Annotated in this window: 23 protein-coding genes; 13 read left to right on the top strand and 10 right to left on the bottom strand. The window is 51.8% G+C overall.

Annotated features, from left to right (window positions below):
- From A3193_RS12630 to A3193_RS12650, 5 genes are all read left to right on the top strand, one after another.
- On the top strand, nt 1-657 hold the full coding sequence (locus tag A3193_RS12630) for an anaerobic ribonucleoside-triphosphate reductase activating protein (protein WP_069015005.1): 657 nt from the start codon (nt 1-3) through the stop codon (nt 655-657).
- Nucleotides 658-833: 176 nt separating this feature from the next.
- Nucleotides 834-1,400 carry a NapC/NirT family cytochrome c gene (locus tag A3193_RS12635; protein ID WP_069003872.1) on the top strand — a complete coding sequence of 189 codons (567 nt, stop codon included), beginning with the start codon at nt 834-836 and terminating at the stop codon, nt 1,398-1,400.
- 52 nt (nt 1,401-1,452) lie between these two features.
- Nucleotides 1,453-2,385: an ankyrin repeat domain-containing protein gene (locus tag A3193_RS12640; protein WP_069003871.1), complete on the top strand. Its 933-nt coding sequence runs from the start codon at nt 1,453-1,455 to the stop codon at nt 2,383-2,385.
- A 193-nt stretch (nt 2,386-2,578) separates the two neighbouring features.
- Nucleotides 2,579-3,193, top strand: coding sequence for a c-type cytochrome (locus A3193_RS12645; RefSeq protein ID WP_069003870.1), 615 nt, complete (start codon nt 2,579-2,581; stop codon nt 3,191-3,193).
- 16 nt (nt 3,194-3,209) lie between these two features.
- The gene (locus tag A3193_RS12650; protein WP_069003869.1) at nt 3,210-4,508 is read left to right on the top strand and encodes an NAD(P)/FAD-dependent oxidoreductase; all 1,299 of its coding nucleotides are present in this window, start codon (nt 3,210-3,212) and stop codon (nt 4,506-4,508) included.
- 185 nt (nt 4,509-4,693) lie between these two features.
- Here A3193_RS12650 and A3193_RS12655 read toward each other — a convergent pair whose 3' ends face one another.
- Nucleotides 4,694-5,467 carry a c-type cytochrome gene (locus A3193_RS12655; protein WP_069015006.1) on the bottom strand — a complete coding sequence of 258 codons (774 nt, stop codon included), beginning with the start codon at nt 5,465-5,467 and terminating at the stop codon, nt 4,694-4,696.
- 363 nt (nt 5,468-5,830) lie between these two features.
- On the opposite strand from A3193_RS12655, the gene A3193_RS12660 reads away from it, so the two are divergent.
- Nucleotides 5,831-6,448 carry a c-type cytochrome gene (locus A3193_RS12660; RefSeq protein WP_162272437.1) on the top strand — a complete coding sequence of 206 codons (618 nt, stop codon included), beginning with the start codon at nt 5,831-5,833 and terminating at the stop codon, nt 6,446-6,448.
- A 51-nt stretch (nt 6,449-6,499) separates the two neighbouring features.
- Nucleotides 6,500-7,009, top strand: a complete 510-nt coding sequence (locus tag A3193_RS12665; RefSeq protein ID WP_068991676.1) for a DUF302 domain-containing protein — start codon at nt 6,500-6,502, stop codon at nt 7,007-7,009.
- Between the two features lie 223 nt (nt 7,010-7,232).
- Here the strand turns inward: A3193_RS12665 and A3193_RS12670 are convergent, their stop codons facing one another.
- Complete coding sequence (locus A3193_RS12670; protein WP_235614995.1) at nt 7,233-7,664, bottom strand: CBS domain-containing protein; 432 nt, start codon at nt 7,662-7,664, stop codon at nt 7,233-7,235.
- A gap of 721 nt (nt 7,665-8,385) precedes the next feature.
- On the opposite strand from A3193_RS12670, the gene A3193_RS12680 reads away from it, so the two are divergent.
- The gene (locus A3193_RS12680) at nt 8,386-11,214 is read left to right on the top strand and encodes a ribonucleoside-diphosphate reductase subunit alpha (RefSeq protein WP_069015483.1); all 2,829 of its coding nucleotides are present in this window, start codon (nt 8,386-8,388) and stop codon (nt 11,212-11,214) included.
- 48 nt (nt 11,215-11,262) lie between these two features.
- Nucleotides 11,263-12,432 carry a ribonucleotide-diphosphate reductase subunit beta gene (locus A3193_RS12685; RefSeq protein WP_069003865.1) on the top strand — a complete coding sequence of 390 codons (1,170 nt, stop codon included), beginning with the start codon at nt 11,263-11,265 and terminating at the stop codon, nt 12,430-12,432.
- Between the two features lie 457 nt (nt 12,433-12,889).
- Here A3193_RS12685 and A3193_RS12690 read toward each other — a convergent pair whose 3' ends face one another.
- A complete protein-coding gene (locus tag A3193_RS12690; protein ID WP_069003856.1) occupies nt 12,890-13,633 on the bottom strand; it encodes a ferredoxin--NADP reductase in 744 nt (247 codons plus the stop codon).
- Nucleotides 13,634-13,834: 201 nt separating this feature from the next.
- Between A3193_RS12690 and A3193_RS12695 the strand changes: the two genes are divergently transcribed.
- Nucleotides 13,835-14,365 (top strand): transposase, encoded by a 531-nt coding sequence (locus A3193_RS12695; RefSeq protein ID WP_141694542.1) that lies wholly within the window; start codon nt 13,835-13,837, stop codon nt 14,363-14,365.
- 9 nt (nt 14,366-14,374) lie between these two features.
- On the opposite strand, the gene A3193_RS12700 is transcribed toward A3193_RS12695, so the two are convergent.
- The 3 genes from A3193_RS12700 to A3193_RS12710 form a co-directional block, all read right to left on the bottom strand.
- Nucleotides 14,375-14,641 carry an RNA recognition motif domain-containing protein gene (locus A3193_RS12700; RefSeq protein WP_069003854.1) on the bottom strand — a complete coding sequence of 89 codons (267 nt, stop codon included), beginning with the start codon at nt 14,639-14,641 and terminating at the stop codon, nt 14,375-14,377.
- A gap of 123 nt (nt 14,642-14,764) precedes the next feature.
- Nucleotides 14,765-14,974: a cold-shock protein gene (locus A3193_RS12705; protein ID WP_069003853.1), complete on the bottom strand. Its 210-nt coding sequence runs from the start codon at nt 14,972-14,974 to the stop codon at nt 14,765-14,767.
- A gap of 436 nt (nt 14,975-15,410) precedes the next feature.
- Nucleotides 15,411-15,794 (bottom strand): CBS domain-containing protein, encoded by a 384-nt coding sequence (locus tag A3193_RS12710; RefSeq protein WP_069003852.1) that lies wholly within the window; start codon nt 15,792-15,794, stop codon nt 15,411-15,413.
- Between the two features lie 483 nt (nt 15,795-16,277).
- Here A3193_RS12710 and A3193_RS12715 point away from each other — a divergent pair, with 483 nt between their 5' ends.
- Nucleotides 16,278-17,039, top strand: a complete 762-nt coding sequence (locus A3193_RS12715; RefSeq protein ID WP_083218754.1) for a TIGR02117 family protein — start codon at nt 16,278-16,280, stop codon at nt 17,037-17,039.
- Nucleotides 17,040-17,087: 48 nt separating this feature from the next.
- Here A3193_RS12715 and A3193_RS12720 read toward each other — a convergent pair whose 3' ends face one another.
- From A3193_RS12720 to A3193_RS12730, 3 genes are all read right to left on the bottom strand, one after another.
- Nucleotides 17,088-19,934: an AMP-binding protein gene (locus A3193_RS12720; RefSeq protein ID WP_235614996.1), complete on the bottom strand. Its 2,847-nt coding sequence runs from the start codon at nt 19,932-19,934 to the stop codon at nt 17,088-17,090.
- 372 nt (nt 19,935-20,306) lie between these two features.
- Nucleotides 20,307-21,767, bottom strand: a complete 1,461-nt coding sequence (locus A3193_RS12725) for an MbnB/TglH/ChrH family RiPP precursor modification enzyme (protein ID WP_069015010.1) — start codon at nt 21,765-21,767, stop codon at nt 20,307-20,309.
- Nucleotides 21,764-22,009, bottom strand: a complete 246-nt coding sequence (locus A3193_RS12730) for a hypothetical protein (RefSeq protein ID WP_068990229.1) — start codon at nt 22,007-22,009, stop codon at nt 21,764-21,766. The genes A3193_RS12725 and A3193_RS12730 overlap by 4 nt, the downstream gene beginning before the upstream one ends.
- Nucleotides 22,010-22,372: 363 nt before the next feature.
- Between A3193_RS12730 and A3193_RS12735 the strand changes: the two genes are divergently transcribed.
- Nucleotides 22,373-22,678, top strand: coding sequence for a hypothetical protein (locus A3193_RS12735; RefSeq protein ID WP_083218756.1), 306 nt, complete (start codon nt 22,373-22,375; stop codon nt 22,676-22,678).
- Between the two features lie 24 nt (nt 22,679-22,702).
- Here the strand turns inward: A3193_RS12735 and A3193_RS12740 are convergent, their stop codons facing one another.
- Entirely contained in the window at nt 22,703-23,239 is a 537-nt protein-coding gene (locus tag A3193_RS12740) for a thioredoxin family protein (protein ID WP_139116901.1), read from the bottom strand.
- A gap of 472 nt (nt 23,240-23,711) precedes the next feature.
- Here A3193_RS12740 and msrA point away from each other — a divergent pair, with 472 nt between their 5' ends.
- Complete coding sequence (gene msrA / locus A3193_RS12745) at nt 23,712-24,308, top strand: peptide-methionine (S)-S-oxide reductase MsrA (protein WP_305782035.1); 597 nt, start codon at nt 23,712-23,714, stop codon at nt 24,306-24,308.
- The last annotated feature ends 301 nt before the right edge of the window (nt 24,309-24,609 follow it).

Raw genomic sequence — 24,609 nt, forward strand, 5'->3', positions numbered from 1 at the left:
ATGTTCAAACCATCCCCGAAATCGACAGATCCGTCAGAGTTGGTGGTGGGAGGGATCACACCGCTCACCATGATCGACTATCCTGACCATCTGTCTGCCGTGATCTACTGCCAAGGCTGTCCTCTAAAATGTGACTACTGTCACAATTCTGAGCTTATACCGAGAGAGGCGACAAACCCGATCCCCTGGCATGAGATCACGACATTCCTCGATCAACGGCGAGGACTCCTCGATGGGGTGGTCTTCAGTGGCGGTGAGCCAACCCTACAAGCTGCACTGCCTGCAGCGGTAAAAAATATAAAAAAGATGGGATTTCTGGTTGGTCTGCATAGCGCCGGCCCCTATCCGCAGCGGTTTGCCGAACTGCTGCCACTGGTGGATTGGGTTGGCCTCGATATCAAGGCGCTGGCTGAAGACTATGCCGCGCTGACCGGCAGCCCGAAAAGCGGCAGAGCCGCCTGGCAGTGTGCTGAGATGTTGATCGAAAGTGGCATTCCCCACCAGATCAGAACCACCCTTCACCCCCTCAACAGCTCGCCAGACAAGCAAAAAACGCTAATCAAAAGACTGTCAACAGTAGGCAAGACCGATCATAAATGGCAAACTTGCCGGCCATCTGACGGTCAGAATACCCGACGTGACTTTCCGGGTTTCTGATTAGTTTCTACTAATACAGTCATATGAGTTTGTTTACAGAGTATTTTTTGCATTGATTACCAAGTTGACGTAACATCCCACAGTCAAGAAAAATGCCTCTTCCTGTATGGATATAGGGGGGACAACAAACAAACGACAAGGGAAAGGAACGACTTTTCCGAAACTGAGGGTGGAGTATGATCAGAGAGCGCACTGCCAAACAGTCCGCTGGCAAGATATCTTTGATACTGGTTGGCATCATCTTTATAGCCGGCATCATCTTTTCCGGACTATTCAGTATGGGAATGGCCTATACCAACGAGATGGAATTCTGCACCTCCTGTCACTCCATGAAGGTCAATCTGGAGGAGTACAAAGAGACGTTGCACTATAAAAACGCTTCAGGCGTCCAGGCAACCTGTGCAGACTGCCATGTTCCCGAGCCCTTTATTCCCAAAATGATCGCCAAAGTGATGGCAGCCAAAGATGTCTACCACGAGATCTTGGGCACCATCGATACCAAAGAGAAGTACGAGGCCCACCGTTGGGATATGGCCAACCGGGTATGGGACAAAATGCGTGCTTCGAATTCCAGAGAGTGTCGCTCGTGCCACGAGTTTGAGAATATGGATCTGAGCGAACAGGATCGCAGTGCCCGTAAACGACACCCGAAAGCCATGGATGAAGGCAAAGCATGTATCGATTGTCATGCAGGTGTCGCGCACGAGGAGCCGGATGAGCCCGAGGAACCTGACACACCATGATGGTCGCTATCTGACACAACCGTTTTTTTATACCAGGGTTTGTAGATAATTCATGAAAACAACCAGACTGTTAATTGCCACACTCACGATGCTGCTGACCGCTCAGGTTATGGCGGGAAGCGCTGAAGATGAGAGGGAACTGCGGCTTGCAGCGGATGTTGGTGATGTGGAAACCGTCACTCAGCTTCTGGATAAGGGCGTTTCCCCAGACAGTGCGAATAAATTCGGCAAAAATGCCTTGATGATTGCTGTAGAAAACAACAATTTTGAAACCGTTGTGATCCTGTTGAACCGGGGCGCCAACGTCAACGCCCGCACGGTAGCCGGTTGCAGCGCACTCACCTTTGCCGCGGAGAACGGCCACCCGGCGCTCACCGCCATGCTACTGGAGCGAGGTGCCAACCTGCACGACAGAACCCGTGCCGGATGGGATGCACTGATGATAGCCGCACGTTACGGTATCACCGATATGGTTGAGCAGCTGCTGTTCAAAGGCGCCGATCCCAAGGCATCCGACAAGCATGGGCATAATGCAGTGATGATGGCCGCCGAGAAAGGCCATGCGGAAACGGTCGCCATGTTGGCCAAACACCATGCAGATTTAAACAGCCGGGATAAAAACGGCTCCACCGCACTGATTCTGGCTGCTGACCAGGGTCATGTGGAGACGATTAAAACCCTGCTTTCCCATAAAGCCGATATCAACAAGCAGGATAACGACGGCGCGACAGCACTGATCTGGGCGGTAGGCCAGGACGAGCTGGAGAGCGTCAAGCTGCTGCTGCAATCCGGTGCCGATGTCAATCTGGCCGACCATGATGGCGTCACACCCTTGATGGAAGCAGCCCGTACCGGCTCGGAAGAGATAGTCAAGCTGCTACTGCAGCACAACGCAGACAAAACGAATAAAGATAACGAGGGTCATACCGCAGCCGATATTGCGGTTAAAAAGAAACACAACACAGTTTCAGGCCTTTTAAAATAAAAAGAGCATAAGCCTGGGTGGAGAACGGCACGTCTTTGTTAAAAAAGACGGCTTATAAATGAGCAATAACGCCTCCCTCCAAGCTGAACGCAACAGGAACAGTCCCATTTTACTGCTCCGGTTCGTGTGACAGGGTTCGTCATGTTCCCTGTTGTAACTAGTGTAAGCCTGTTTAAATACCAAAGGAGGTAACATGGCGTACAACAATCTCAAGAGAGCCCTGATCGGCGCACTGGCCCTCAGTGCCTCATCTGCGGCTTTCGCTGCTGACAAACCCCTGATGTCGGGCGCCAGCGCTTCCATGCTGGCTCACACCTGTGCCGGCTGCCATGGTACCAATGGTGCCAGCATCGGCCCAGCATCACCCAGTATCGGTGGAATCTCCGCCGTCTACTTCGAAGAAGTCATGCAAGGCTTCAAAGCGGGTGACATCAAATCCACCATCATGACCCGTATCGCCAAAGGCTATACCGATGACGAGATCAAGGCGATGGGTGAATACTTCAGTAAACAACCCTTTGTCATGGCCAAGCAGGACTTCGATCCCGCCAAAGCCAAAAAAGGCGCCAAACTGCATGATAAATACTGTGAAAAGTGTCATGCGGACAACGGTACTTCTGCAGATGATGACTCCGGCATCCTGATGGGTCAGTTAGTCCCCTATCTGGAGTACACCATGGCCGACTTCAAATCTGGTGAGCGTGAAATGACCAAGAAGATGAAGAAGAAGGTTAATCAACTGCTGAAGAAAGAGGGCGACGCGGGAATCGACGCTCTGAACCACTTCTACGCCTCAGGCCAAAAATAAGAGGGGAATGAGAAACATGAAGATTACCCGAAGAGGTTTTGTTAAAGGCGCAGGCGCAGCTACTGCTGTCGGCATGATGGGAACTCCCTATATTGCCCTCGGCGCTTCCAAGAAAGTCGTGGTTGTCGGTGGTGGTACCGGCGGTGCAACCGCTGCCAAATACCTACGCATGGCCGATCCGACCATTGAGGTCACCCTGATCGAAGCCAACAAGCACTACTACACCTGCTACCTCTCCAATGAGGTACTCGGCGGCGACCGCAGCATCGACTCCATCAAGTTCGGTTACAGCGGTCTCGACAAGCACGGCGTCAAAGTGGTCCACGATGTGGTAACCGCCATCGATGCAAAGGCAAAAACCGTTACAACCGCAGGCGGCCAGAGCTTCAACTACGATCGTTGTATCGTTGCTCCAGGTATCGATTTTAAATGGGAGACCCTGGAAGGCTACGATGCAAAGGTTGCAGAGAAGATCCCTCACGCCTGGAAAGCCGGTTCACAGACCGTTACCCTACGCAAACAGCTGGAAGCCATGAAAGATGGCGGCACCGTGGTGATTGCCCCTCCAGGCAACCCATTCCGCTGTCCTCCAGGACCCTACGAGCGTGCTTCTCAGATCGCTCACTATCTGAAACAGCACAAGCCTAAGTCGAAGATCATCATCCTCGATCCCAAGCCTAAGTTCTCCAAGATGGGTCTCTTCACCCAGGGCTGGAAAGCACTCTATGGCTATGAGACCGATAACTCCATGATCGAATGGCGTGGCAGTGCCCAGGGCTCCAACGACAACGCCGTTGTTAAAGTGGATGCTGGTTCAAATAGTGTGACCACCGGTTTCGACGACACCATCAAGGCTGACGTACTGAATGTCATTCCAAACCAGAAAGCGGGCAAGATCGCCTTCGCTGCCGGCTTGACCAATGACAGTGGCTGGTGTCCGATTGACCTGCACACCTTCGAGTCCACCATGCACAAAAACATCCACGTGATTGGTGACGCATCCATCGCCAAGGGCATGCCGAAGTCCGGTTATGCGGCCAACTCTGAAGCCAAAGTCTGTGCAGCCAGCGTTGCTGCTCTGCTGAATGGTCAGGAGCCAGGTACACCGGCCTACGTCAACACCTGCTACTCAATCGTTGGTAAGGATTGGGGCATCTCCGTTGCTGCGGTCTACAAGCTGGCAGAAGACGGCTCCAAGATCACCAAGGTTTCCGGTGGTCTGACCCCAACCGACGCCACCCCAGAGATGCGGGCGCGTGAAGTGGCATACGCCTACAGCTGGTTCGACAATATCACTGCTGATATTTTCATGTAATCCAGCACGGAATCAGGGAACGATTCCAAATAAAAAAAGCGGGGCATTGCCCCGCTTTTTTTCGCCTCGTCAAGCCAGTGATCTCACTGCACCGATGTCATGGCCGTTAATCCATTAAAGGTGACAATCTGTCATGTCACCCTGCGGCAACTTTAAATCAAATCCAACCCGAAGCGCTCTACCCGCTAGGGTCGTGTTGGCCTTGGTGGACGCTTGTCGATGCTGTAACCAGCTCCGGAATGGAGGTTCGCTGGTCTGGCAAACTTTGGGAAATCCGGATTGCGCCAACCTGGCTCAGCCAGTTTCTCTTTCGGTGGTTTGATGCGCGATACATAATCGAGTACGGCGCGAATGTCCCGATGAGTGAAACCGTGGATCTGTTTGACCATTTTCTTGTCTGCATTACGACGACGCTCATTTTTAATCCACTCGAACTGTCGTAACAGGTAACGGTAGTGCTGCCCGTATATCAAAGGGATGTGATCGTCCAGGATACCCTCGCCGTGTTCGCCATGGCATTCAACACAATTGTCTTTATAGAGTCGCTCTCCCAGAACAAGATCATTGCCAGGCCCCACACCGTTGTATGGACTCATGGGTAGCTTGGATATATAGGCCGCTACGTCAGCTATCTCCTGTGCGCCTCCGAGCAGTTGCGGAGAGGTAAAGGGCAGCATGGTTGGATTGTCGCGATTTCTCGCACGTATATCGGACAACTGCTTGATCAGTACGGTAGACAGCTGTCCCGCTACCTGAGGATAGGCGCCGCTCTCAAGCCCCCAGCCTTCCGGTGTGTGGCAGACAGCACAGATCTTATAGACCTTTTTACCATTCTCATGGTTCGGGGTGAGATTCATCGCCTGCTCATACTCGCGCAACGCGTCATCGGCTGGCTGGGCCGCACTCAGCGCCGGCGCCAGAAGGCTGACCAGTGAAGCGGCTATAATAAACTTTCTCATTGAAACTCCTGATTCACTTTCACTTGCACGCCACCGCTCAGATCCTGCTCCGCAGTTGCATCAGTTTTCACGTTTATTTTATATCGTGATAAACAATTTTATTGCGCACAACCATACCCAATTTAATCGTCTCAGTGTTTAATATAGCGAGGCACATGCTGCGGCACAATAAAGAAAGCCATACAACCACAATTATAAGGCTCCGCGGTTTGCCAAAAAAAGAATAAGAAGACTGAAAAAGCGGATATTCACACACTCTAAGCCGGGGAAATATATTTTCCTGCTAAGGTTAGAATGTTTGGGATTTGCCAAGCAATTCCCACCCTTAAAAATAGCGACCACACAATACAGGTGCCGACAAAAATGAACAGGCTACTATTACCCCTAATTTTATTGCTCATAACCCCGTTTGCATCCCATGCAGTTGATCTGGAGAACGGCAAGAAACAGGCCCGAAGCTGTGCACTCTGCCATGGACACTACGGCCAGGGCACACCCGGTCCCGCCTCACCTCGTCTGGCAGGTACCCCGGCCGGCTATATGATCAAACAGATAGAAGCCTACATCAACGAAGACCGCATCAATCCGCGGATGGTCGTCACCTCTTCTCTTCACTCCCTGAGCGAAGATGATATCGATGATATCGCCGCCTATTACGAAAGTATCAATCTTGATAAGATCAACCCAGTGTTGAATCATATCCCGCTGTGGAGGGGAGATGTCGCACTTGGCAGGGAACTCTATGAGGGAGACTGTAAAAGCTGTCACCGGAAAAACGGTATGGGCAAATCCCGTAAGGGCATCCCGGCCCTGGCACTGCAATACCCCCGCTACCTGTTCCGCCAGATCAAGATGTTTCAATGGGATAAACGGGTACACGACGACGATCCGGAAGATGATACCTTCGACAATCTGTCTGACAAAGAGATCGAAGCACTGCTCTCCTACGTCTCTTCACTGGCGCCCAATAACAAAAAATAGTTGGTCACCATAACCATAACGCAGATTAAAGAATATAACTGGGAGAACCCTATGAAATCACTCAAAGCGGTGGGATTTGCTCTGCTGGTCAATCTGGCCTTCCTGAGCACAGTAGTTGCCGGCGATCAACCTGAAATCAACATCACAGACATCAATCAGACTGTGGTGCAGATGAGTGTTAAAGATGGTATTACCAAAGAGGATGCAGTGCAGGCGCTGATGTCCAGAGCCGCCGAAATCAATTTGAAGTTCGTTGCCCGCCAACAGGTCTCCAAAGAGCTTGAAGCGCGCGGCCTGAAAACCCCCTACCTGGACATTTTCCAGTTCTGTAACCCGGAAGATGCCAGACAGATGATCCTGCATGATCCGATCTATGCCGCTTACATGCCCTGCCGTATCGCCATGGTGGAAGACAAGAAAGGACAACTCTGGCTGATGATGCTGAATCTGGATATGCTGATCAACAGCGCTCTGCTGCCACCGGATCTGACCGAGATTGCGATTCGAGTCAATCAGGCCATGCTGGATGTGATGGTCGCTGGAGCAACCGGCGAGTTCTGAAGCGAATACAACAACAATAATAATAAATCCGTACCCGTAAGGGTACGGGGCACAGCCTTTGCAACCGGCCTCGATGCCGGTTTTTTATTGTCTGAAAGAGATCTCAGCCTGAATGAACTGACGCGAGTTGTGCACTGAACAGTGCTGCAAATAAAAAACCCGAGCACATCAGGCACGGGTTTTCATCGCTACTGACCGATGTCGATCTGAAACTAATTCTGAATCATATTGTGTGCGCCAGATTGCTCTGGAAGATCGCCTTATGGATATCACCCAGACTCAACATACCAACCAGCTGACCCGCATCCGCCACAGGAATACGACGGAACTTATGCCGTACCATCACCGTTGCCGCTTTCAGGATATGCATATCGGGACTCACGGTGACGACATTGGAAGACATCACATCGGAGACCTTCAGGTTCACCACATCCTTATACTGCTTCATCATATCGTCGTAGTCGGGTGATGAGAGCCCATCCATCACCTCTTCAAGGGTGGGAAACATTCTGTGCAGGACATCCTTTTCAGCAATAATCCCGGACAGCTTGCCATCGGTCACCACTGGAAGACCGCTATAACGGAACAGGCACATCAGCGAGACCACATCCAGCAGCTTCGTGTCTGGAGTCACCGTTTTCGGTGATTTTGACATTATTTCGCTTACCAGCATCGAAACAACTCCTCATCTTCGGTTAATTAATCATTATTCTTCGGGGTCTACCCCGGAACTCAACCATACGCATTCTCATGGGCAATGCCAATAGTTTTATCGCCAAGCGGCTGATCATTGGGAATATTCTCCCCCAAAACCACCCTCATCGTCCCACCAACGGGAAAGCCGGCAAGCCTCGCGAAAGGAAACTAATTCCCTGAAGTCACCGGCAAACCGGATTACCCACCTGTCGAGCACCATCCATTCCACCACCACGCCAGGCTGGGGATAAAAATTAAACATCATCATAAGCCAATGATTTGCCGTGAAAAGCGGGCATCTATCCAGAAGTTATCCACAAACAGCACACAGATTGGGGATCCTTTTCCACAAGGTAATGCACAATATGTTGTGGTTGACATCCGCCAGATACGATATATATTGTGTTTACTGGTTTTGAACATCACTATCCTGAGTTCACCAGCCAGACATAAGACCGGCAACCAAATCCGGCTCGCAGGGTTGTTAACCTGCATAGAAAAGGCGGTCAACGAACTGCCGGCAAATACGACCAACAGAATTACCACAAGATTAAAAGCGTTAGGCCACGGCCCGGCCATCCCGTACGACGATGACCGCCAACGAACAACAATTAGGAGATGACATGGCGACACCAGTAGCCGATAGCAACGTAACCGTTGCAGTGCCCCAACCACCTGAGATGCACCAACCTACAGGCCAGAGTCAATCCACCACCAGTAGCGGTATCCAGGTGATTCGTCGCAACGGCAAGGTCACCAACTTCGATCCTGGTAAAATAAGCGTCGCCATGACCAAAGCCTTTCTTGCAGTGGAAGGTGGCAGCGCAGCCGCTTCGAGCCGGGTTCATGACACCGTACGGGATCTGACCGACCAGGTGGTCAACGCCCTGACCCGCCGTCTGGCGGACAACGGTACTGTCCACATCGAGGATATTCAGGATCAGGTAGAACTCTGCCTGATGCGCTCCGGGGAGCACAAGGCGGCTCGCGCCTACGTACTCTACCGTGAAGGTCAGAACCAGAAACGCCAGGAAGAGGCCGCCAAGCGGGCCGAGACCGAAGGCATCCCGGAGGAGCACCGGGTCAATGTCACCCTGGAAGACGGCAGCCAGCGTCCCTTGGATGTGGAGCGACTGCGCGCCCTGGTGGATGAGGCCTGCAACGGCTTCGAGGAAGTGGACGCCCCGCGTATCCTGCAGGACGCCTGCCGCAACCTGTTCGATGGCGTGAAAGAGAGCGACGTCTCCCAGACCCTGGTGATGAGCGCCCGCACCCTGATCGATCAGGAGCCCAACTACTCCCAGGTCGCCGCCCGCCTGCTGCTCGACATCCTGCGCCGGGAGGCCCTCGGTTTTCTCGACATCCATACCTCGATCAACACCCAGGCCGACATGGCCGGTCTTTATGGCGACTACTTCAAACGCTATATCAAACAGGCGGAGGATCTGGAGCTGCTCGACACCCGTCTCGGTCAATACGACCTGGAGCGCCTGATCAGCGCCATCAAACCGGAGCGGGATCTGCAGTTCACCTACCTGGGGCTGCAGACCCTCTACGACCGCTACTTCATCCACAGTGAGAGCGGCACCCGCTTCGAGCTGCCCCAGGCCTTCTTCATGCGCGTCGCAATGGGTCTGGCGATCAATGAGATCGACCGGGAAGGTCGCGCCATCGAGTTCTACAACCTGCTCTCCTCGTTCGATTTCATGAGCTCGACCCCAACCCTGTTCAACTCCGGCACCCTGCGTCCCCAGCTCTCCAGCTGCTATCTGACCACCGTCGCCGACGATCTGGACGGCATCTACAGCAGCATCAAGGATAACGCCCTGCTCTCCAAGTTTGCCGGCGGCCTGGGCAACGACTGGACCCGGGTTCGTGGTCTCGGCGCCCACATCAAAGGCACCAACGGCAAATCCCAGGGTGTGGTCCCCTTCCTCAAGGTGGCCAACGACACCGCGGTGGCGGTCAACCAGGGCGGCAAGCGCAAAGGCGCGGTCTGCGCCTACCTGGAGACCTGGCACATCGACATCGAGGAGTTCGTCGAGCTGCGCAAGAACACCGGTGACGAGCGTCGTCGCACCCACGACATGAACACCGCCAACTGGATTCCCGATCTGTTCATGCAGCGGGTCGCCGAAGAGAAGGATTGGACCCTCTTCTCCCCCAACGAGACCTCCGACCTGCACGACCTCACCGGCAAGGCCTTCGAAAAGGCCTATACCGCCTACGAAGAGAAGGCCGCCAGAGGTGAGCTGGACATCTACAAAACCGTCAGCGCGACGGAGCTGTGGCGCAAGATGCTCGGCCTGCTGTTCGAGACAGGTCACCCCTGGATCACCTTCAAGGATCCCTGCAACCTGCGCTACAGCAACCAGCACATGGGCGTGGTGCACAGCTCCAACCTCTGCACCGAGATCACCCTGCACACCAACGATCAGGAGATCGCAGTCTGCAACCTGGGCTCGGTCAACCTCACCGCTCACACCACTGAGCACGGCCTGGACATGGCCAAGCTGGAGAAGACGGTGACCACTGCGATGCGCATGCTCGACAATGTCATCGACTACAACTACTACAGCGTGCCCCAGGCGAGAAACTCCAACCTGCGCCACCGCCCGGTGGGCCTGGGTATCATGGGCTTCCAGGACGCCCTCTATAAACAGCGCCTCGCCTACACCTCGGAAGAGGCACTCGGCTTCGCCGACCGGGCCATGGAGGCCGTCAGCTACTACGCCATCCAGGCCTCATCGGATCTGGCGGAAGAGCGTGGCCGCTACTCCACCTATGAGGGCTCACTGTGGAGCCAGGGCATCCTGCCCATCGACTCCCTGAAGCTTTTGAAAGCGGAGCGTGGCGACTACCTGCAGGTGGACGAGAGCCATACCCTCGACTGGGCCAGCCTGCGGGATAAGGTCCAGCTGCAGGGCATGCGTAACTCCAACACCATGGCGATCGCACCCACCGCCACCATCTCCAACATCTGTGGGGTGAGCCAGTCGATCGAACCCACCTACCAGAACCTGTTCGTCAAATCGAACCTCTCCGGTGAGTTCACCGTGGTCAATCCCTACATGGTCCACGACCTGAAAAAGCTCGGTCTGTGGGACGAAGTGATGATCAACGATCTGAAATACTACGACGGCTCCCTGCAGCCCATCGACCGTATCCCGGCAGAGCTGAAGGCGATCTACGCCACCGCCTTCGAGATCGACCCACGCTGGCTGGTGGAAGCCGGCTCCCGTCGTCAGAAGTGGATCGACCAGGGCCAGTCCCTCAACCTCTACATGGCCGAGCCCTCGGGCAAAAAGCTCGACAATCTCTACAAGCTGGCCTGGGTGCGGGGATTGAAGACCACCTACTACCTGCGCTCCATGGGCGCCACCGGTGCGGAGAAAACCTCGGTGCAGGAGAGCAGCGGCGGCAACGGCGTCGACCTGATCGGCAGCAATGGCAGCGACACCCCCAAGGCCTGCTCGATACTCGACCCGGACTGTGAAGCCTGCCAATAGGCGATGAGCTGAACCACCAAGCGAACCAGAATAAAAGAGGAATAAGAGATGCTGAATTGGGATGATCCACTCGCCAAGCCAAAGCTTCAGGAAGCCGCCCCTGCCCCGGCGGTAAAAGAGACCACAGCGGCCCATCCTCACGTGGTGGAAGAGGCGGCCCGTGCGTTACAGATCGAAGAGCAGGTCGAGCCGGAAATCACGGAAGTCACCTCCATGGAGCCGGTCAATCCGGATGACAAGCGGGTCATCAACGGCATGACCGACATCAACCAGCTGGCCCCCTTCAAGTACCCCTGGGCCTGGGAGTACTTCCTCAACGCCAACAAGAACCACTGGACCCCGCTGGACATCAACATGGCCCAGGACGTCCACGACTATCAGCACAAGCTGACACTGGAAGAGCGTCACGTCTATGAGAACGTGCTCTCCTACCTGACCACCTCCGACATCCTGGCGATGCGCAACATCGGCCTGGCGGTAATGGAGAAGATGTCCGCCCCCGAGCTGCAGATCTACCAGGCCCGTCAGGTCTATGAAGAGTCCCTGCACACCTGGACCTACCAGCACTGCATCGAGACCATCGGCCTCGACCAGGGAGAGATCTACAACCGCTATCGAGTGGTTCCGGAGATCAACAAAAAGATCCAGATCACCAACCGACGCCTCTCCTCGATCCTGCGCGCCGACATCAACCTGCGCGATCCGAACGAGTTACAGAACTTCGTCATGGCCTACATCTACTTTGCTGCCATCTTCGAAGGCTGCTGGTTCTACAACGGCTTCAGCCCGATCTTCGCCCTGCAGCGTCGCGGACTGATGAAAGGCACCGCCGAGCAGCTGCAATACATCATGCGCGATGAAGTGATGCACGCCTCCTTCGGCATCCGCGTGGTGAAACAGATTATCCTGGAAGAGAACATCACCCTCGACCCACAGGCGATGCGCGAAATGTGGGATGAAGCGGAAGCCGCCGAGATCGGTTACGCCAGCTACATCCTGCGCGACCCGATCCTGGGTTACTCCAAAGAGGATCACATCGGCCAGTTCCGCTTCACCGCCAACCGTCGCGCCAGACAACTCGGCATCGAGGAACCCTTCCCCGGTGCGGAAGCGACCCTGCCCTGGCTGGATGAACAGGCCAACATGCGGAAAGAGAAAAACTTTTTTGAAACCCGTGTCACCGAATACCAGACCGGCGGCGCGTTGAAATGGGACTGAACTGAAGAGTTAACACGAGGTAAATCAGCATGCACTGTTCACATTGCGCTTCTCTCATGGCCAAACTCGAAACCCAGCAGGAAGGGCACACTGAGCAATCGAGATACGAATGCCCGGTATGTGGACGGACCCAACTGACCACCAAGACAATTGATCAATGGAAAGAGCACTTATCGTTACAGATGGGACGTTTGCCTGGGCATACGCTTCGGCATACCTGAAAAGGGTTTTATTCCTCTCCTCACTTCCCGCGCTTGCGGGCGGGCTTTGGCGCTTTGCGCCATTGCCTGGTTTTCTGCTCTCTATCGAATTAAAGAATTAAAGGGGTCAGTACCCTTTTCAATTACAAGCAGGTTGATTGATTCGTTTAAAGTGCTTTACCCCCTTTAATCTTGTTGAGGCATCAAGAAGCTTAGACCGGAATGGGTGTAATCGTCATTAATCTGCCAATCGGGACTCAGTGATACTTCTCCGTAGTAAAGTGCCCCGGCTCCTTCTTGCGATGCTTACGCATGCCCCGGGCCTCGAGGGCTGCAGAGACCTCCCGGATCATACCCATGTTCCCGCAAAGCATTACGTGGGACTTCTCCGAGGTAAGTGCAGCACCCGCATGCTTCTCAAGTTGACCACCCTCGAGGGCAGCCAGAATGCGCCCCTGGAGGGCGATATCAACCTGCTCCTGACTGATGATTGGTAGATAGCGGAAACGCTCGCCGTAAAGCTGTGTCAGATTGGTGATCTCCTCACCATAGCTGAGTAGACCCTTGTAGGGAACGTTGTGTACCAGGACGATCTGCTGGAATCGTTGCCATGGAAGCTCGGTACGGAGAATGGAGAGATAGACACCCAGCGCTGTTCCAGTAGCGATCATCCAGAGATTATCACTCTGCGGCAGTTGATCGAGAGTGAAAAAACCGTTGGCTTTTGCAGTAACCCAGATCCGATCGCCTGGCTTCAGTGCAGCTAGTCTAGGACTTAATGGGCCGTTCTCCACTTCGTTGAAATGGACTTCGAGCAGCTGATCCTGCGGTGGGTTGACGAATGAGTAGGGTCTCGCAACACGTTCGCCGTCGATATCGAGGGCCAGACGAGTGAACTGTCCAGCGATGAAGGCATCCACCGGGGCCTTGAAGCGTAGCGAGTAGAGCTTATCACTCCAGTGACGCTTTTCGACTATCGTGCCTTTTAACCATTTTTCCATTATCGAACGCTCCAACCACTTTCGCTTACCTGGACTGCAGGCATCTCTCAGTGATTTGTCTCTCTATTAGGATGTATAAACTTAAATCCGAGTTCCTTCATCGTGGTAAATATTGGGGTTTATTAAAGGGGTCAAAGCCCATTAAGGGTTTCTGCTACGTGTGATAGAGTGAACTTTCCAATCGATTTCAAGGAAGAAACGATGCCAGGACAGCCTCGATTTTATTCGCCCGAAGTACCGGTTCATATTGTACAGCGGGGTCACTCTCGATCCCCGGTTTTTTTGAATCACAAATACGGTAAAAGTCGTTCAATCTGGGAGGGGCGTCATAAAGCAAGCCTGGTTCAGGAAGAGACTTACTTTTTAACCGTAATGCGCTACATAGAGCTTAATCCTGAACGTGAAGATATGGTTGAACTACCCGGACATTACCGATGGTCAAGTTTTTTGCCACAATATCTGTGCCGGCAAATTAATTTTATCAAGCCACATCAGATTTATCGTGCTTTGGGCCGGAATAAGCGAGAAAGATACGATGCCTATCAAAAGCTTTTTGAAGGGCATATCGACAAGGAAGATATGAAACGTATTCGCGAATCGTGGCAGACAGGCACACCGCTGGGTAATGACTTGTTTCGCGATAAAGTTGAGGAACAGCTTCTATGTACTGCAGGTATAGCCAGGTGTGGACGCCGGATTAAATCCAGAAGCAGATATAAAAAAGGGCTCTGACCCCTTTAATCAGCGCCGTTTGCCGCCACGTCCTTTTTTACCTCGATCGGGTCCCACACGTATCAGACTTCCATTGAGATCGCTGTTGTCGAGTGCCGCAATCGCTGCACGGGCCTCATGGCCTTCCATGTCGAGGGTTGCGAAGCCTCTGCATTCACCGGAGAAGAGGTCTTTTACCAGTTTGAGGGAACGAACGGTTCCGTATTCAGCAAAGAGGGCGGTGAGAGAGGCTTCGGTCGTCGATCTTGGCAGTCCGCGTACTGAGAGGGTGATCAATGTGCATGGCCTTTGTTGAATGAATATTGATCAATCCAATTTGAAAGGAAGGGATTGACGGGATTCGGAGAGAGGAGGCTGAACTTGCCTCGTGAGTGAGGCAAGTTCTTTCCAGACAGCGGGTTACAGCGGAACGACGTTTTCCGCCTGTGGCCCTTTGGCACCCTGCGTCTCGGTAAATTCAACCTTCTGACCGTCCATCAGGTTGCGGTGGCCTTCGCCGACGATGGATCGGAAATGAACGAACAGGTCTTTTCCTGATTCCCGTTCGATAAATCCAAAACCTTTGCCACTATCGAACCACTTGACGGTTCCGGTTTGCTTTTCAGACATCACTATATACCTCAAATATATTAATATTTATCCGACATTTAGACGGATGTTCACCACAAATCTAGGCAAAACACTGTACAACATGATTCGGGTGTATCTAGCGAGGAGACAGCGAATATCAGGTTTTAAAGGAAGGACTAAGATCTTGCAGAACTCACACCATATAGTGCCTTACTGTAAAATGCAAATATTGTCGATAAACCGGGGTGAAATACCAGGAAATACCAGGACAGGCATCATTCGGAAGGAACAATAGATCTCCCAAAGTCCAGCGTCTCTTTATTTCTGCTGGAATATCACTACGACCGTCACTGACTCGAATGACCAGGACACCCATCATTATCGATATAGAGAGTCAAAAAAGTTACGCACAAGCAGTACAACAGGATTCTTTAATCAAACAATGGATGCCCCTGAAAGCGCCTCACTGACCTTTTTAGTTCTTCAATAGATCAGTCAATGCACGAAACAGATCAGTTTCAGTCAGCATACCTGCCACATGCTGATCGTCACTTAAAACCGGCAGGCAACCGATTCGATTATCATTCATCTGCTGTGCTGCAGTGGCAAGTGAAGTACCTGCCGAGGTTGTCAATACAGGCGTATGCATGACTTCTGAAATTTCTACGGGCGCCTCTTTGAAATAGCGAGCGGCCAACTGTAAATCACGCCGGGTAACGATGCCAACGACCTGGTTTCCTGCGTCGACAACGGGTAGATGATGCATGTTCTTTTCTTCCATGATCTCAAATGCCAGATCATAGTTGTCTTCCTGCTGAACGGTAACGGGCGATGAACTCATATAGTCACTTACCAACATTGTTTTCTCCTCTGGGTAATAGTTATTTTAACTAGCCATAGTGTATGGTTATGGAATTAGAATAAGAGCAACCTACCATCATAGCAAGTGAACAATAATCAGGTTTAGAGAGTAATTTTTTAATAATTTTCTAATTATCTGTCCGGTAAGAATCACAGACCTGTCCGGTAAAAAACCAGAGAATTCCGCAGTAGAACTCTTGGCCTCTGCGATCATTTACAGCATGTTTCATCATTATCCTATCGTTATATATGATATTTACAGAGTTAAGACGAAATGGATCCTGGAATCAGTCTGGCTGTTCACCACAAATCCTCCCATGCAAAGCCCACCTACATTAAACACGCTTCTATGAAAATATCGGATATACAATAATGATTATTGATAACACAGCGATCACTAGCGTGATATCAATATTTAAAAAAGATATTTTAAATAGTGATGATGCTGGTTATACCAAACTATTTTCACTGTGAACTACTAATGTTTAAAGAGACGCTAATCAGCACAGACAAGCTGACTGGAAGATTAAACCACCAAACCATAAAGGCATCCCTCTTCCTTGTCTGCCTATTTTTTCTGCCCGCCTGTTCAGATAAGCCCAATGTCATACAACATGCTGACGATTACAACTCAGCCGGTCATCATCAGGTCTATGTCGTAAGTCACGAGTGGCATACCGGCTTTGTCATTCCATCGAAAAAAGTCTATGAGTCCATTCCCACTTTAGAGGATCGATTTGGACATAGTGGTAATATCGAGTTCGGCTGGGGTGATAAGAAGTTTTATCAGGCCAAGGAGATCACCACCGGCCTCGCATTAAGAGCAATCCTGTGGCCAACCGAAACCGTGGTTCATGCGGTGGCTGTCCCCGTAAATGTCAGCGGTTATTTCGGCAACAGTGAAATAGAGCTGCTTTGTCTGAATGACAATGAGATCACTTCATTGGTTGCGTTTATTTCAAACAGCTTCAGTAAGAACAGCTTGACTGAAGTGGAACCACTCAGTGAAGGTATTTATGGCGACAGCCAATTCTATAAAGGGGCCGGTAGCTATCATCTGTGGAATACTTGTAACGAATGGACTGCAAAAGGGTTGAAGAGCATTGGCATGGATATACTTACCACGCCCAAGTTCACAGCAGAAAGCGTCATGAACTACCTGCGCGAAAAACATTCAACATCTGACGATCCATTGGAGATCAGGATAGAGGCAAAGTGTCTGCCGTATACAGAGTCACAATGATAATGCATTACAGATCCTTGGCTCTCATTATTATTTATTGGTAATGTATTACTCTCTCAGATCAACCTGATCCTCAAACCCAAGATTCCTCTCGTTACAATCGTGAGCAATCACCTCTCTGGCTACATCTTTGAGGCGAACCGCCTCCGCCCAATCATCACCTTTTGGTTCCAATGCAGCTCCTATGATGATCCGTACCGCGCCGTGGTGAGGAAAGTTTGAATCGGATTTTAATATCGCGCGGGTTCCTCTGATCGTGACCGGCACGACAGGTATCCCATTCTGGGTCGCCGCTACAAATGCGCCCATACGGAATGGTAACAACCCCGGTTCAGCTCGGAAGGTCCCTTCCGGATAGAAGGCCAGCGACCGTCCGGCAGCGAGTTGACTGGCAAACTCCTCTACGGCCATAACACTGCGCCGACTGTCGATGCGCTCGACAAACAGTGTGTCAAGCCTTTGCAGAAATTGCCTGACATAAGATTTACTCGCCAGCTCCTGTTTCGCCACATAGATAAAATCCCGCGGTAAGCCATCGATCAATGCCAGGGTATCGAGATAACTTGAGTGGTTGGCTACCAGGATGACAGGTTGGTCTGCCGATGGAAGGTTTTCAATCCCCTCCACCCTGAGTGGTGTGGCAGTAAGCCCTCTCAGGATGCGAATCGCCCAACGCACCACAGCCCAACGCCAGGAGAGGCGCGGCAGCAACAGAACACTGAGCCACACCAGTGGCGCCAGGATATAGAAGACCATCCAGGCGTAGCCTGCAAAGAGGTAGCTTTTTGCACGTTGGTAGAGACTACGCAGCCCACGTCCCATGCCCGATAACAACAGGCTCATCACCTGCAGCACCAGCGGACGCTGACGCCGCCCCAGCTCCCCCCGCTCATAGAGTTCACGCATCGCGCCTCGCCGCAGTTTTCCGCTGGAGGTCTTCAGCACTGTGTGCGGTGGCGCCAACAACAGATCATCCGGCGGCATCCCCAACAGGTCTGTAGAGCACTCCAGGATCGCCTGGCGCAAGCGCGCTTTGCGTTGCTGGTCTGTCTCGCGAGTCTCGGCCAGAACGATCAGACGCTCACTTCCAGTGGCAGGGTCACTGCTGGGAAACAGCGCCACACAGCCCTTACGGATGCCATCCAACTCTCCCAACTGCTGCTCCAATTCATAGGGATAGATGTTGCGTCCGCCACGGATGATCATCTCCTTGAGGCGTCCTGTAATAAAGATCTCCCCATCCGCCAGATAGGCCCGATCACCGGTATCCACCCAGCCGTCGCGGAACAGTTTCGCCGTGGCGGCTGGATTCTCGAAGTAACCACGGGTGGCCGATGGTCCCTTAAACTCCAACCGCCCCTCCATGCGGTCAGGGAGAGGCTCATTGTTACCATTGACCACCTGAACCTGATAGCCGTTGAGCGCTCGACCACAGCCTACGACGGCCATCGGATCAGGATCGTTTTCCGATACCGGAACCGCTTCCCCATCGAGCATAAATCGATCCCTGTTGATCCAATCGATAACCGTACCGCGCCGGGGTGGCGGGAAAGCCAAACCCACAGCCGACTCCGCCAAACCATACACCGGTGCCAGTGCGCCCCCGTCAAAACCATAGGGTTCAAAACGTTCGGCAAATCCTTGCATGGTCGCTGCAGTGACGGGCTCTGCACCATTGAAGGCGAAGCGCCAGCTGCTGAGGTCGAGCCCGGCAATCTCTTCTTCCGACACCTTGTTGAGACAGAGCTCGTAACCAAAGTTGGGGGATGCGGAGAGGGTACCCCGGTGATGGTGGATCGCCCATAACCAGCGGGCTGGGTGCGCCAGGAAGTGCAACGGGGACATGACTACCAGCGGCATACCGAAGTAGAGACTGCCGAGCCAGGCGCCGATCAGCCCCATATCGTGGTAGAGCGGAAGCCAACTGATGAACACATCATCGGGAGTGACCTGAACCGCTTCTCCCATGGCTCGGATGTTGGCCAGAAGATCGGCATGGGTGAGCATGACCCCTTTGGGATCCCCTGTACTGCCCGAGGTGTATTGCAGAAAGGCAATGTCATCTGCCTGTCTGAGTACGGAGGGTGGCGTACCCGACCCACTGTCGAGTTCGTTCCAGTCGACGATATGCCGCAAAGATGGCACCTGGATCTTGAGCAGATGCGCCACCTTGTGTGCCGCTGGTATGGTAATCAGCAGACGCACACCGGCGTTCTGAAGTAGGCGGCTGTGGCGAGTCAGATGCTCTTCAAGCTGGGAGGGGCGAGTCGGAGGATAGATGGGTACCGGCACGGCGCCCGCCAGCAGGGTGCCGAAAAAACTGAAAAAATAGCTCTCACCGGTCGGCAGCATCAATGCCACCCGGTCCCCCGGTCTGATCGATCGTTGCCATAGACTGGACGCCACCCTCGACGCACCCGACCAAAGGTCTTGGTAGCTCAGCTCATCAGGATTTTCATCACTGCCATAATGCAGTATGTGAAGTCGTTTCGGCTGATGATCCAGGTGCCACGACAACACCTCCATCAGTGTTGATGCTGTGGTGGGAGCAGAAACACCGCTATCAGGGAGTGACGGCCTTGCCTCTGTCACTTGAGTTCCTGGTACACCGGCAACTTGTGTCATCAGGATCAAGAGCCCACGGGGTGTTTCCGCAAGCAGCCCCTCATCAGGCATGAGCAGGTTGAATCGCTCATTGATCCGGGCAATCAACTCAGTACGGGCGAGACTGTCCAGACCCAGGTCGCGCTCCAGACGAGAGTCCAGATCCAACCGGTTTCGTTGCTGCCCGACAGTGGGCATTTCATCAATCAACCCTTGAATCACATCCAACAGGGCATCTGCTGTGATCTCGGCTTTACGTTTGACCATCCCCTCGGGGAGTCGATTACCCATAGGCTTGAACCCTTTGATTCTGCCTCACAAAAGTTACGATATCGTTGAACCAGCAAGCTTGGCAAACTCATCGCCATAAAGTTCCGGACCTGCCACCTAAGTGGCTACTAACTTACTCCCGACAACCAACTCTCCTTCATAGAACAAGTATAGGAAGTCACTGCTGTCCCGTTAACTAAAATTTTACTCAGGAGCCCGCATAAAAGCCCCTCTCCCGCAAAGGGAGAGGGGAGCTACTCACTTCGTCAGTTTGGCATACTGATGATTGGTTATCTCTCTTCACGTCATAAATCTCGATAGGCTGGAGAAACCAACTGAAATTAACCCGTTAATTTGAATGGGGACAATTACTGTTTGATATAATTTGACAGGCTAGTGGATCAGGGTTTGGGTTTCGAATGCCCGCTCTTCGGGTGGGGTGATCTCAGCCTCATAATCAGCCGTCGGCAGTTCGATCGGCAACTCACCCCGGCCCAGGGTCTCAAGCAGTGTTTGAGGGTCTGTGGTAAAGGGGACAGTACGCGCCTGACCGTCGGCAATGACATCCATGGCGGTGATTTCGTAATTCAGAACTTCGTACAGGTAGGGAATTTCCAGATCAAGTTTTCTGATGTAGTCCGCAAAATGTTGTGACTCAATGACCGCGAATCGATCCGGCGTCCGGCTGAAACAGTAATCCGCCACAAGCCGGTCAAACGAGGCCACATCCAGACTGAGCATCAATAATCTGATACTCATCCTGAGATTGGAAATGACTGCGCTCAAACGGAACTTTCTGTTCAGTTCTCGGATCAATGCAATCGCCGGATCGCCAGCAAGTTGCCCGCTCAACTCATCGTCAGATTCACTGGCAAAGAGTATCTGTGCGGAGAGCCTTCTCTCCCAGATCTCGGGGGTCAAGCCACGATCGTCGGTTACCGTCATGGGTTTCCTATTGTTGAATGGCTTTTCACTTTCCTGAGCAGAGCGACGGTAACTCCAAAGGTCATGCATCTCATCAACAGCCCGACGTACACCATCCAGACCAAACCGCGGAAGGTAAGCGGGCAGAATCTCATAGATCACCGCAGCAAGATTGGGGAGATAGGGAATCAATCGTTGCGCCCATTCGATGACAGGACGCGGGATATCCCCCGAGTGGGCATCAAGCCAGTAATCCCCATACTTCAAGCCTCCTGCCAGATGTATCTCACACACCCGTTCGAGGGGTATCTCACTGAGAAAGGCCTCAACCGTTTGCCGGCCGTTACGCTCATTCGTCCAGATGTTATGTAGATCAAGGAGAATGCCACAATCCGCCGCCTCGACCACTGCAGCGGTGAAGGCTCCGTCACTCATTTCAGCCGGCATGGGTTTCAGATAATTGGTTGGTGTCTCAACCGCAAAGGGTACTGGAAGCTTACCGGAGACTGCCTGAATGGTACGACAAGCCGCTTCGACACCGGATGGCGTAGCCAGCGGCGGAAGAAAAAAACCGGTTTGCACCGGTTTGCCCTGCGCATCGACAGATTCATTGAACACCAGATGTTCGCTGGCCCAGGCTGCATTCAGGGTTTGAATCGCTTCGCATAAAGGGGGGATATGCCTGGGATCCGGAATCCGCGAACCTCCCACCGGGAAGCCGACCCCATGGACGGTTTTGGCCTGTGGCAGTGCCTGTAATCGACTAAGAAATTCGAGTTGATTTTCGTAAGGCTGATCCCGGTTGGGGAAGTAACGCCACAACACCTGCGGTTCCAGTTCCAGGACCTGTACCGCTCCATCCGGTGACTCGAACAGAGGTTCGAGCCCCGGAATGTAGACCAGGCCTACGCCCAGTGGTTCTGTTTTCAACGCCTCATCAATTCCATTTGGCTGTGAACTTTCAACTTCTCATCAACAATAAACTGCTTCTCGATATCGAAACGGATATCGTGCCCCGAGTGACAATTGCCGCAACCGAGCTGATCGAGCACGGATTCGGTAATTTTCTGCATTTTCTTCAGATCAAACATCGCTTTGGCGGGAATCGTGACACGTACGACATTACTCCGCAGAGCGTCTTTATCGAGTGCAATCGCGGTTGGATACTCCATGTAATTCTCCTTTTTGTGAACGGTCGGGTGAAGCTTGACTCTCCTGTAGGTCTGCTTTCATTTTATTGTGACTGCTTTAAAAGCCAATTCAGCCTAATGCCGAATACCAGTAACGGCAACCAAAACAATCGTTCGGTGTTTAAATTCAACAACAGCAGAGGGCTTACCGGTCTGATATTGAACTCAATTAAACAACGATAAACAGATCGATATTGTTATATTATGGTTATGAAACCGCAGGAAAAACTGAAACCCTGTTTTTGATTTGGTACTATTTTGAGATGTCTAAGTTGTTTTATCCCGATACAGCCTTTCTGAAATAAACAGAATTGATTTATCTTTGTATCGATCTGGAGATCCATCATGAAATACCTGATTCACAAAGCGTGCGGGCTGTTGCTGATACTGCTCATGAGCCCATCCGTTAGCATGGCGGACTCATGGAGCTGTCACTATCAGGAACTGACGAGAAGTGTTGTCATTCTCTACCCGAATGAACCCAGCAGATTACCCTGTAAAGTTTACTACGCGAAACCTAAAGAGAACGTCATACCACGTACCTTATGGGAAGCTCAGAATGAGGAGAATTATTGTCAACGAAAGGCTGAAGCGTTCATCGACAAGTTGGAGTCCTGGGGATGGCAGTGCGCTTTAGACAATGATTCCTAATCTTCGATAGCACGGTTCTTAACTTCAGTATAACTGATCATACCCAGGCGCATCTCCAATAATATCCTTTCTTGTCGGCGTGTAACTTTTATCTCCCTTTTTGACAGCTTCGAGTGCGGCTTCCAAGGATGCATCCAGATAGTGGCTGTACATCTCGATTGTGTTGACGCCCAGCATGCGCTGATGAACCTCTCGTCCTGTATGATCCAGAAACAACAGGGTTGGCGTTACCCAGACATCATAGGTTTCGCCAATCTTTCCTGGATCGACAAGATTACCCTTCAGGTCACGAATCATCTCAGTAGAGTCCAGCAGAATCTCCACCATGATCACGCTATCCTGATACTCCCCACTGAGTCGCATCGGGAAAATTATCTCCTCTTTCAATCGCACACAGAAAGGACAATGGTGCTGGGACACAATCAGCAAGATCGGGAGTTCCCCTCTAGCTGCCAAATCAGCCACTCTGTGCAAATCACTTTGTTGCAGCTTGTCCGATGCATAGGCGCTCGTGAAGAGTGATATAACCATACATATAAGAAGTAAATATTGCAGAAACATTCGTATAGATACCCAACTATTTGATGGAGACCTGGTAATGGCCTGATTACATAAAGCCAACTGGACTGCAAAATCCGAAAACAATCTGTTAATCCACAACGGAAACTCAGGTAACCGCTGCCAGATACCTTAAGGACTATTCTATACACTGCAACAGTATGTCACTAGCCTATTGATTCGAAAATACTTTTTGTTCACATAAAAGCAGGCATGGCGAGTTCTGGTCGATATACTCCAGTGCACACAGTTAGCGATTCATCAAATATTCCCTGGATTTACCAAGGAAACAGATGAATCATGTTGATATCACTTGCAGTCAAACAACGATGGATCGGCTGGTCTCATCATTAATCACAAATTAATAACGTTTGAGTTGATAGGGTGGAAAGCAGGGTCACAACTTAGTAGTGTTTTGATAATGGCTAAAACAAAACATTCTGCTCACCCGACAAATCCTATCTGGAGTCGGCAAGTGAATTATAAAATAGTGGTTGTGGTTGTGCTTGCTCAAATGAGCTTTTCCATGAATGCCTCAGCAGCGAAGGCGACATTGGCTGGCGGCTGCTTCTGGTGCATGGAGTCCGATTTTGAAAAGCTGGAGGGTGTGATTGATGTAATCTCGGGGTTTACCGGCGGTACATTGAAAAACCCCACATACAACGGCAACCATGACGGCCACTACGAGGCGGTTGAAATCACCTACGACCCAGACAAGATCAGCTATCAGCAGTTAATCGACCACTACTGGCAGAATATCGATCCTTTTGATGATAGAGGACAGTTCTGCGACAAAGGCCACAGCTACTTAAGTGCAATTTTTGTCGCCAATGAGAATGAGCGTGAGATCGCCAAGCAGACCAAAAATGCAGTTGAAACCCGTTTTCCTGATCAGGCGGTCGCCACAAAAATATTGGACCAGTCTGTCTTTTATCCCATTCAGGGAGCTGAGAGCTATCATCAGGATTTCTACAAGAACAATCCCGTCAAATACAAACTCTATCGTTGGGGTTGTCAGCGTGATGAGCGCTTGAAAGAGATCTGGGGAGATAAGGCGGGTTACTCCTCCTGATCTCTTCAGGTTACTGAAATCTCAGTTACGATTCATCCCGGTCTGGTCTGGTTAGTCTTTGACCCACCACTATCCATTTTGACGGTTAGCGATCAAGCCAGCCCAGTACATGGATCTGGTCACTCCGAATGCAGTAAACAAACGACTCCACAAGGCAACTGGATAACGCCGGGGCTATACTCAAAGTCTGACCCGGGGCAGCCGCACCCATGAGATGGAGCGAGTCACAAGCGCTATTCATAGTCCCCTTATTTGGAAGTGTCTATCGATATCGGCCGACTTGATTGATATCAAACCCTTA

Origin of the sequence: Candidatus Thiodiazotropha endoloripes (assembly GCF_001708965.1) — a bacterium.
GTDB lineage: Bacteria > Pseudomonadota > Gammaproteobacteria > Chromatiales > Chromatiaceae > Thiodiazotropha > Thiodiazotropha endoloripes.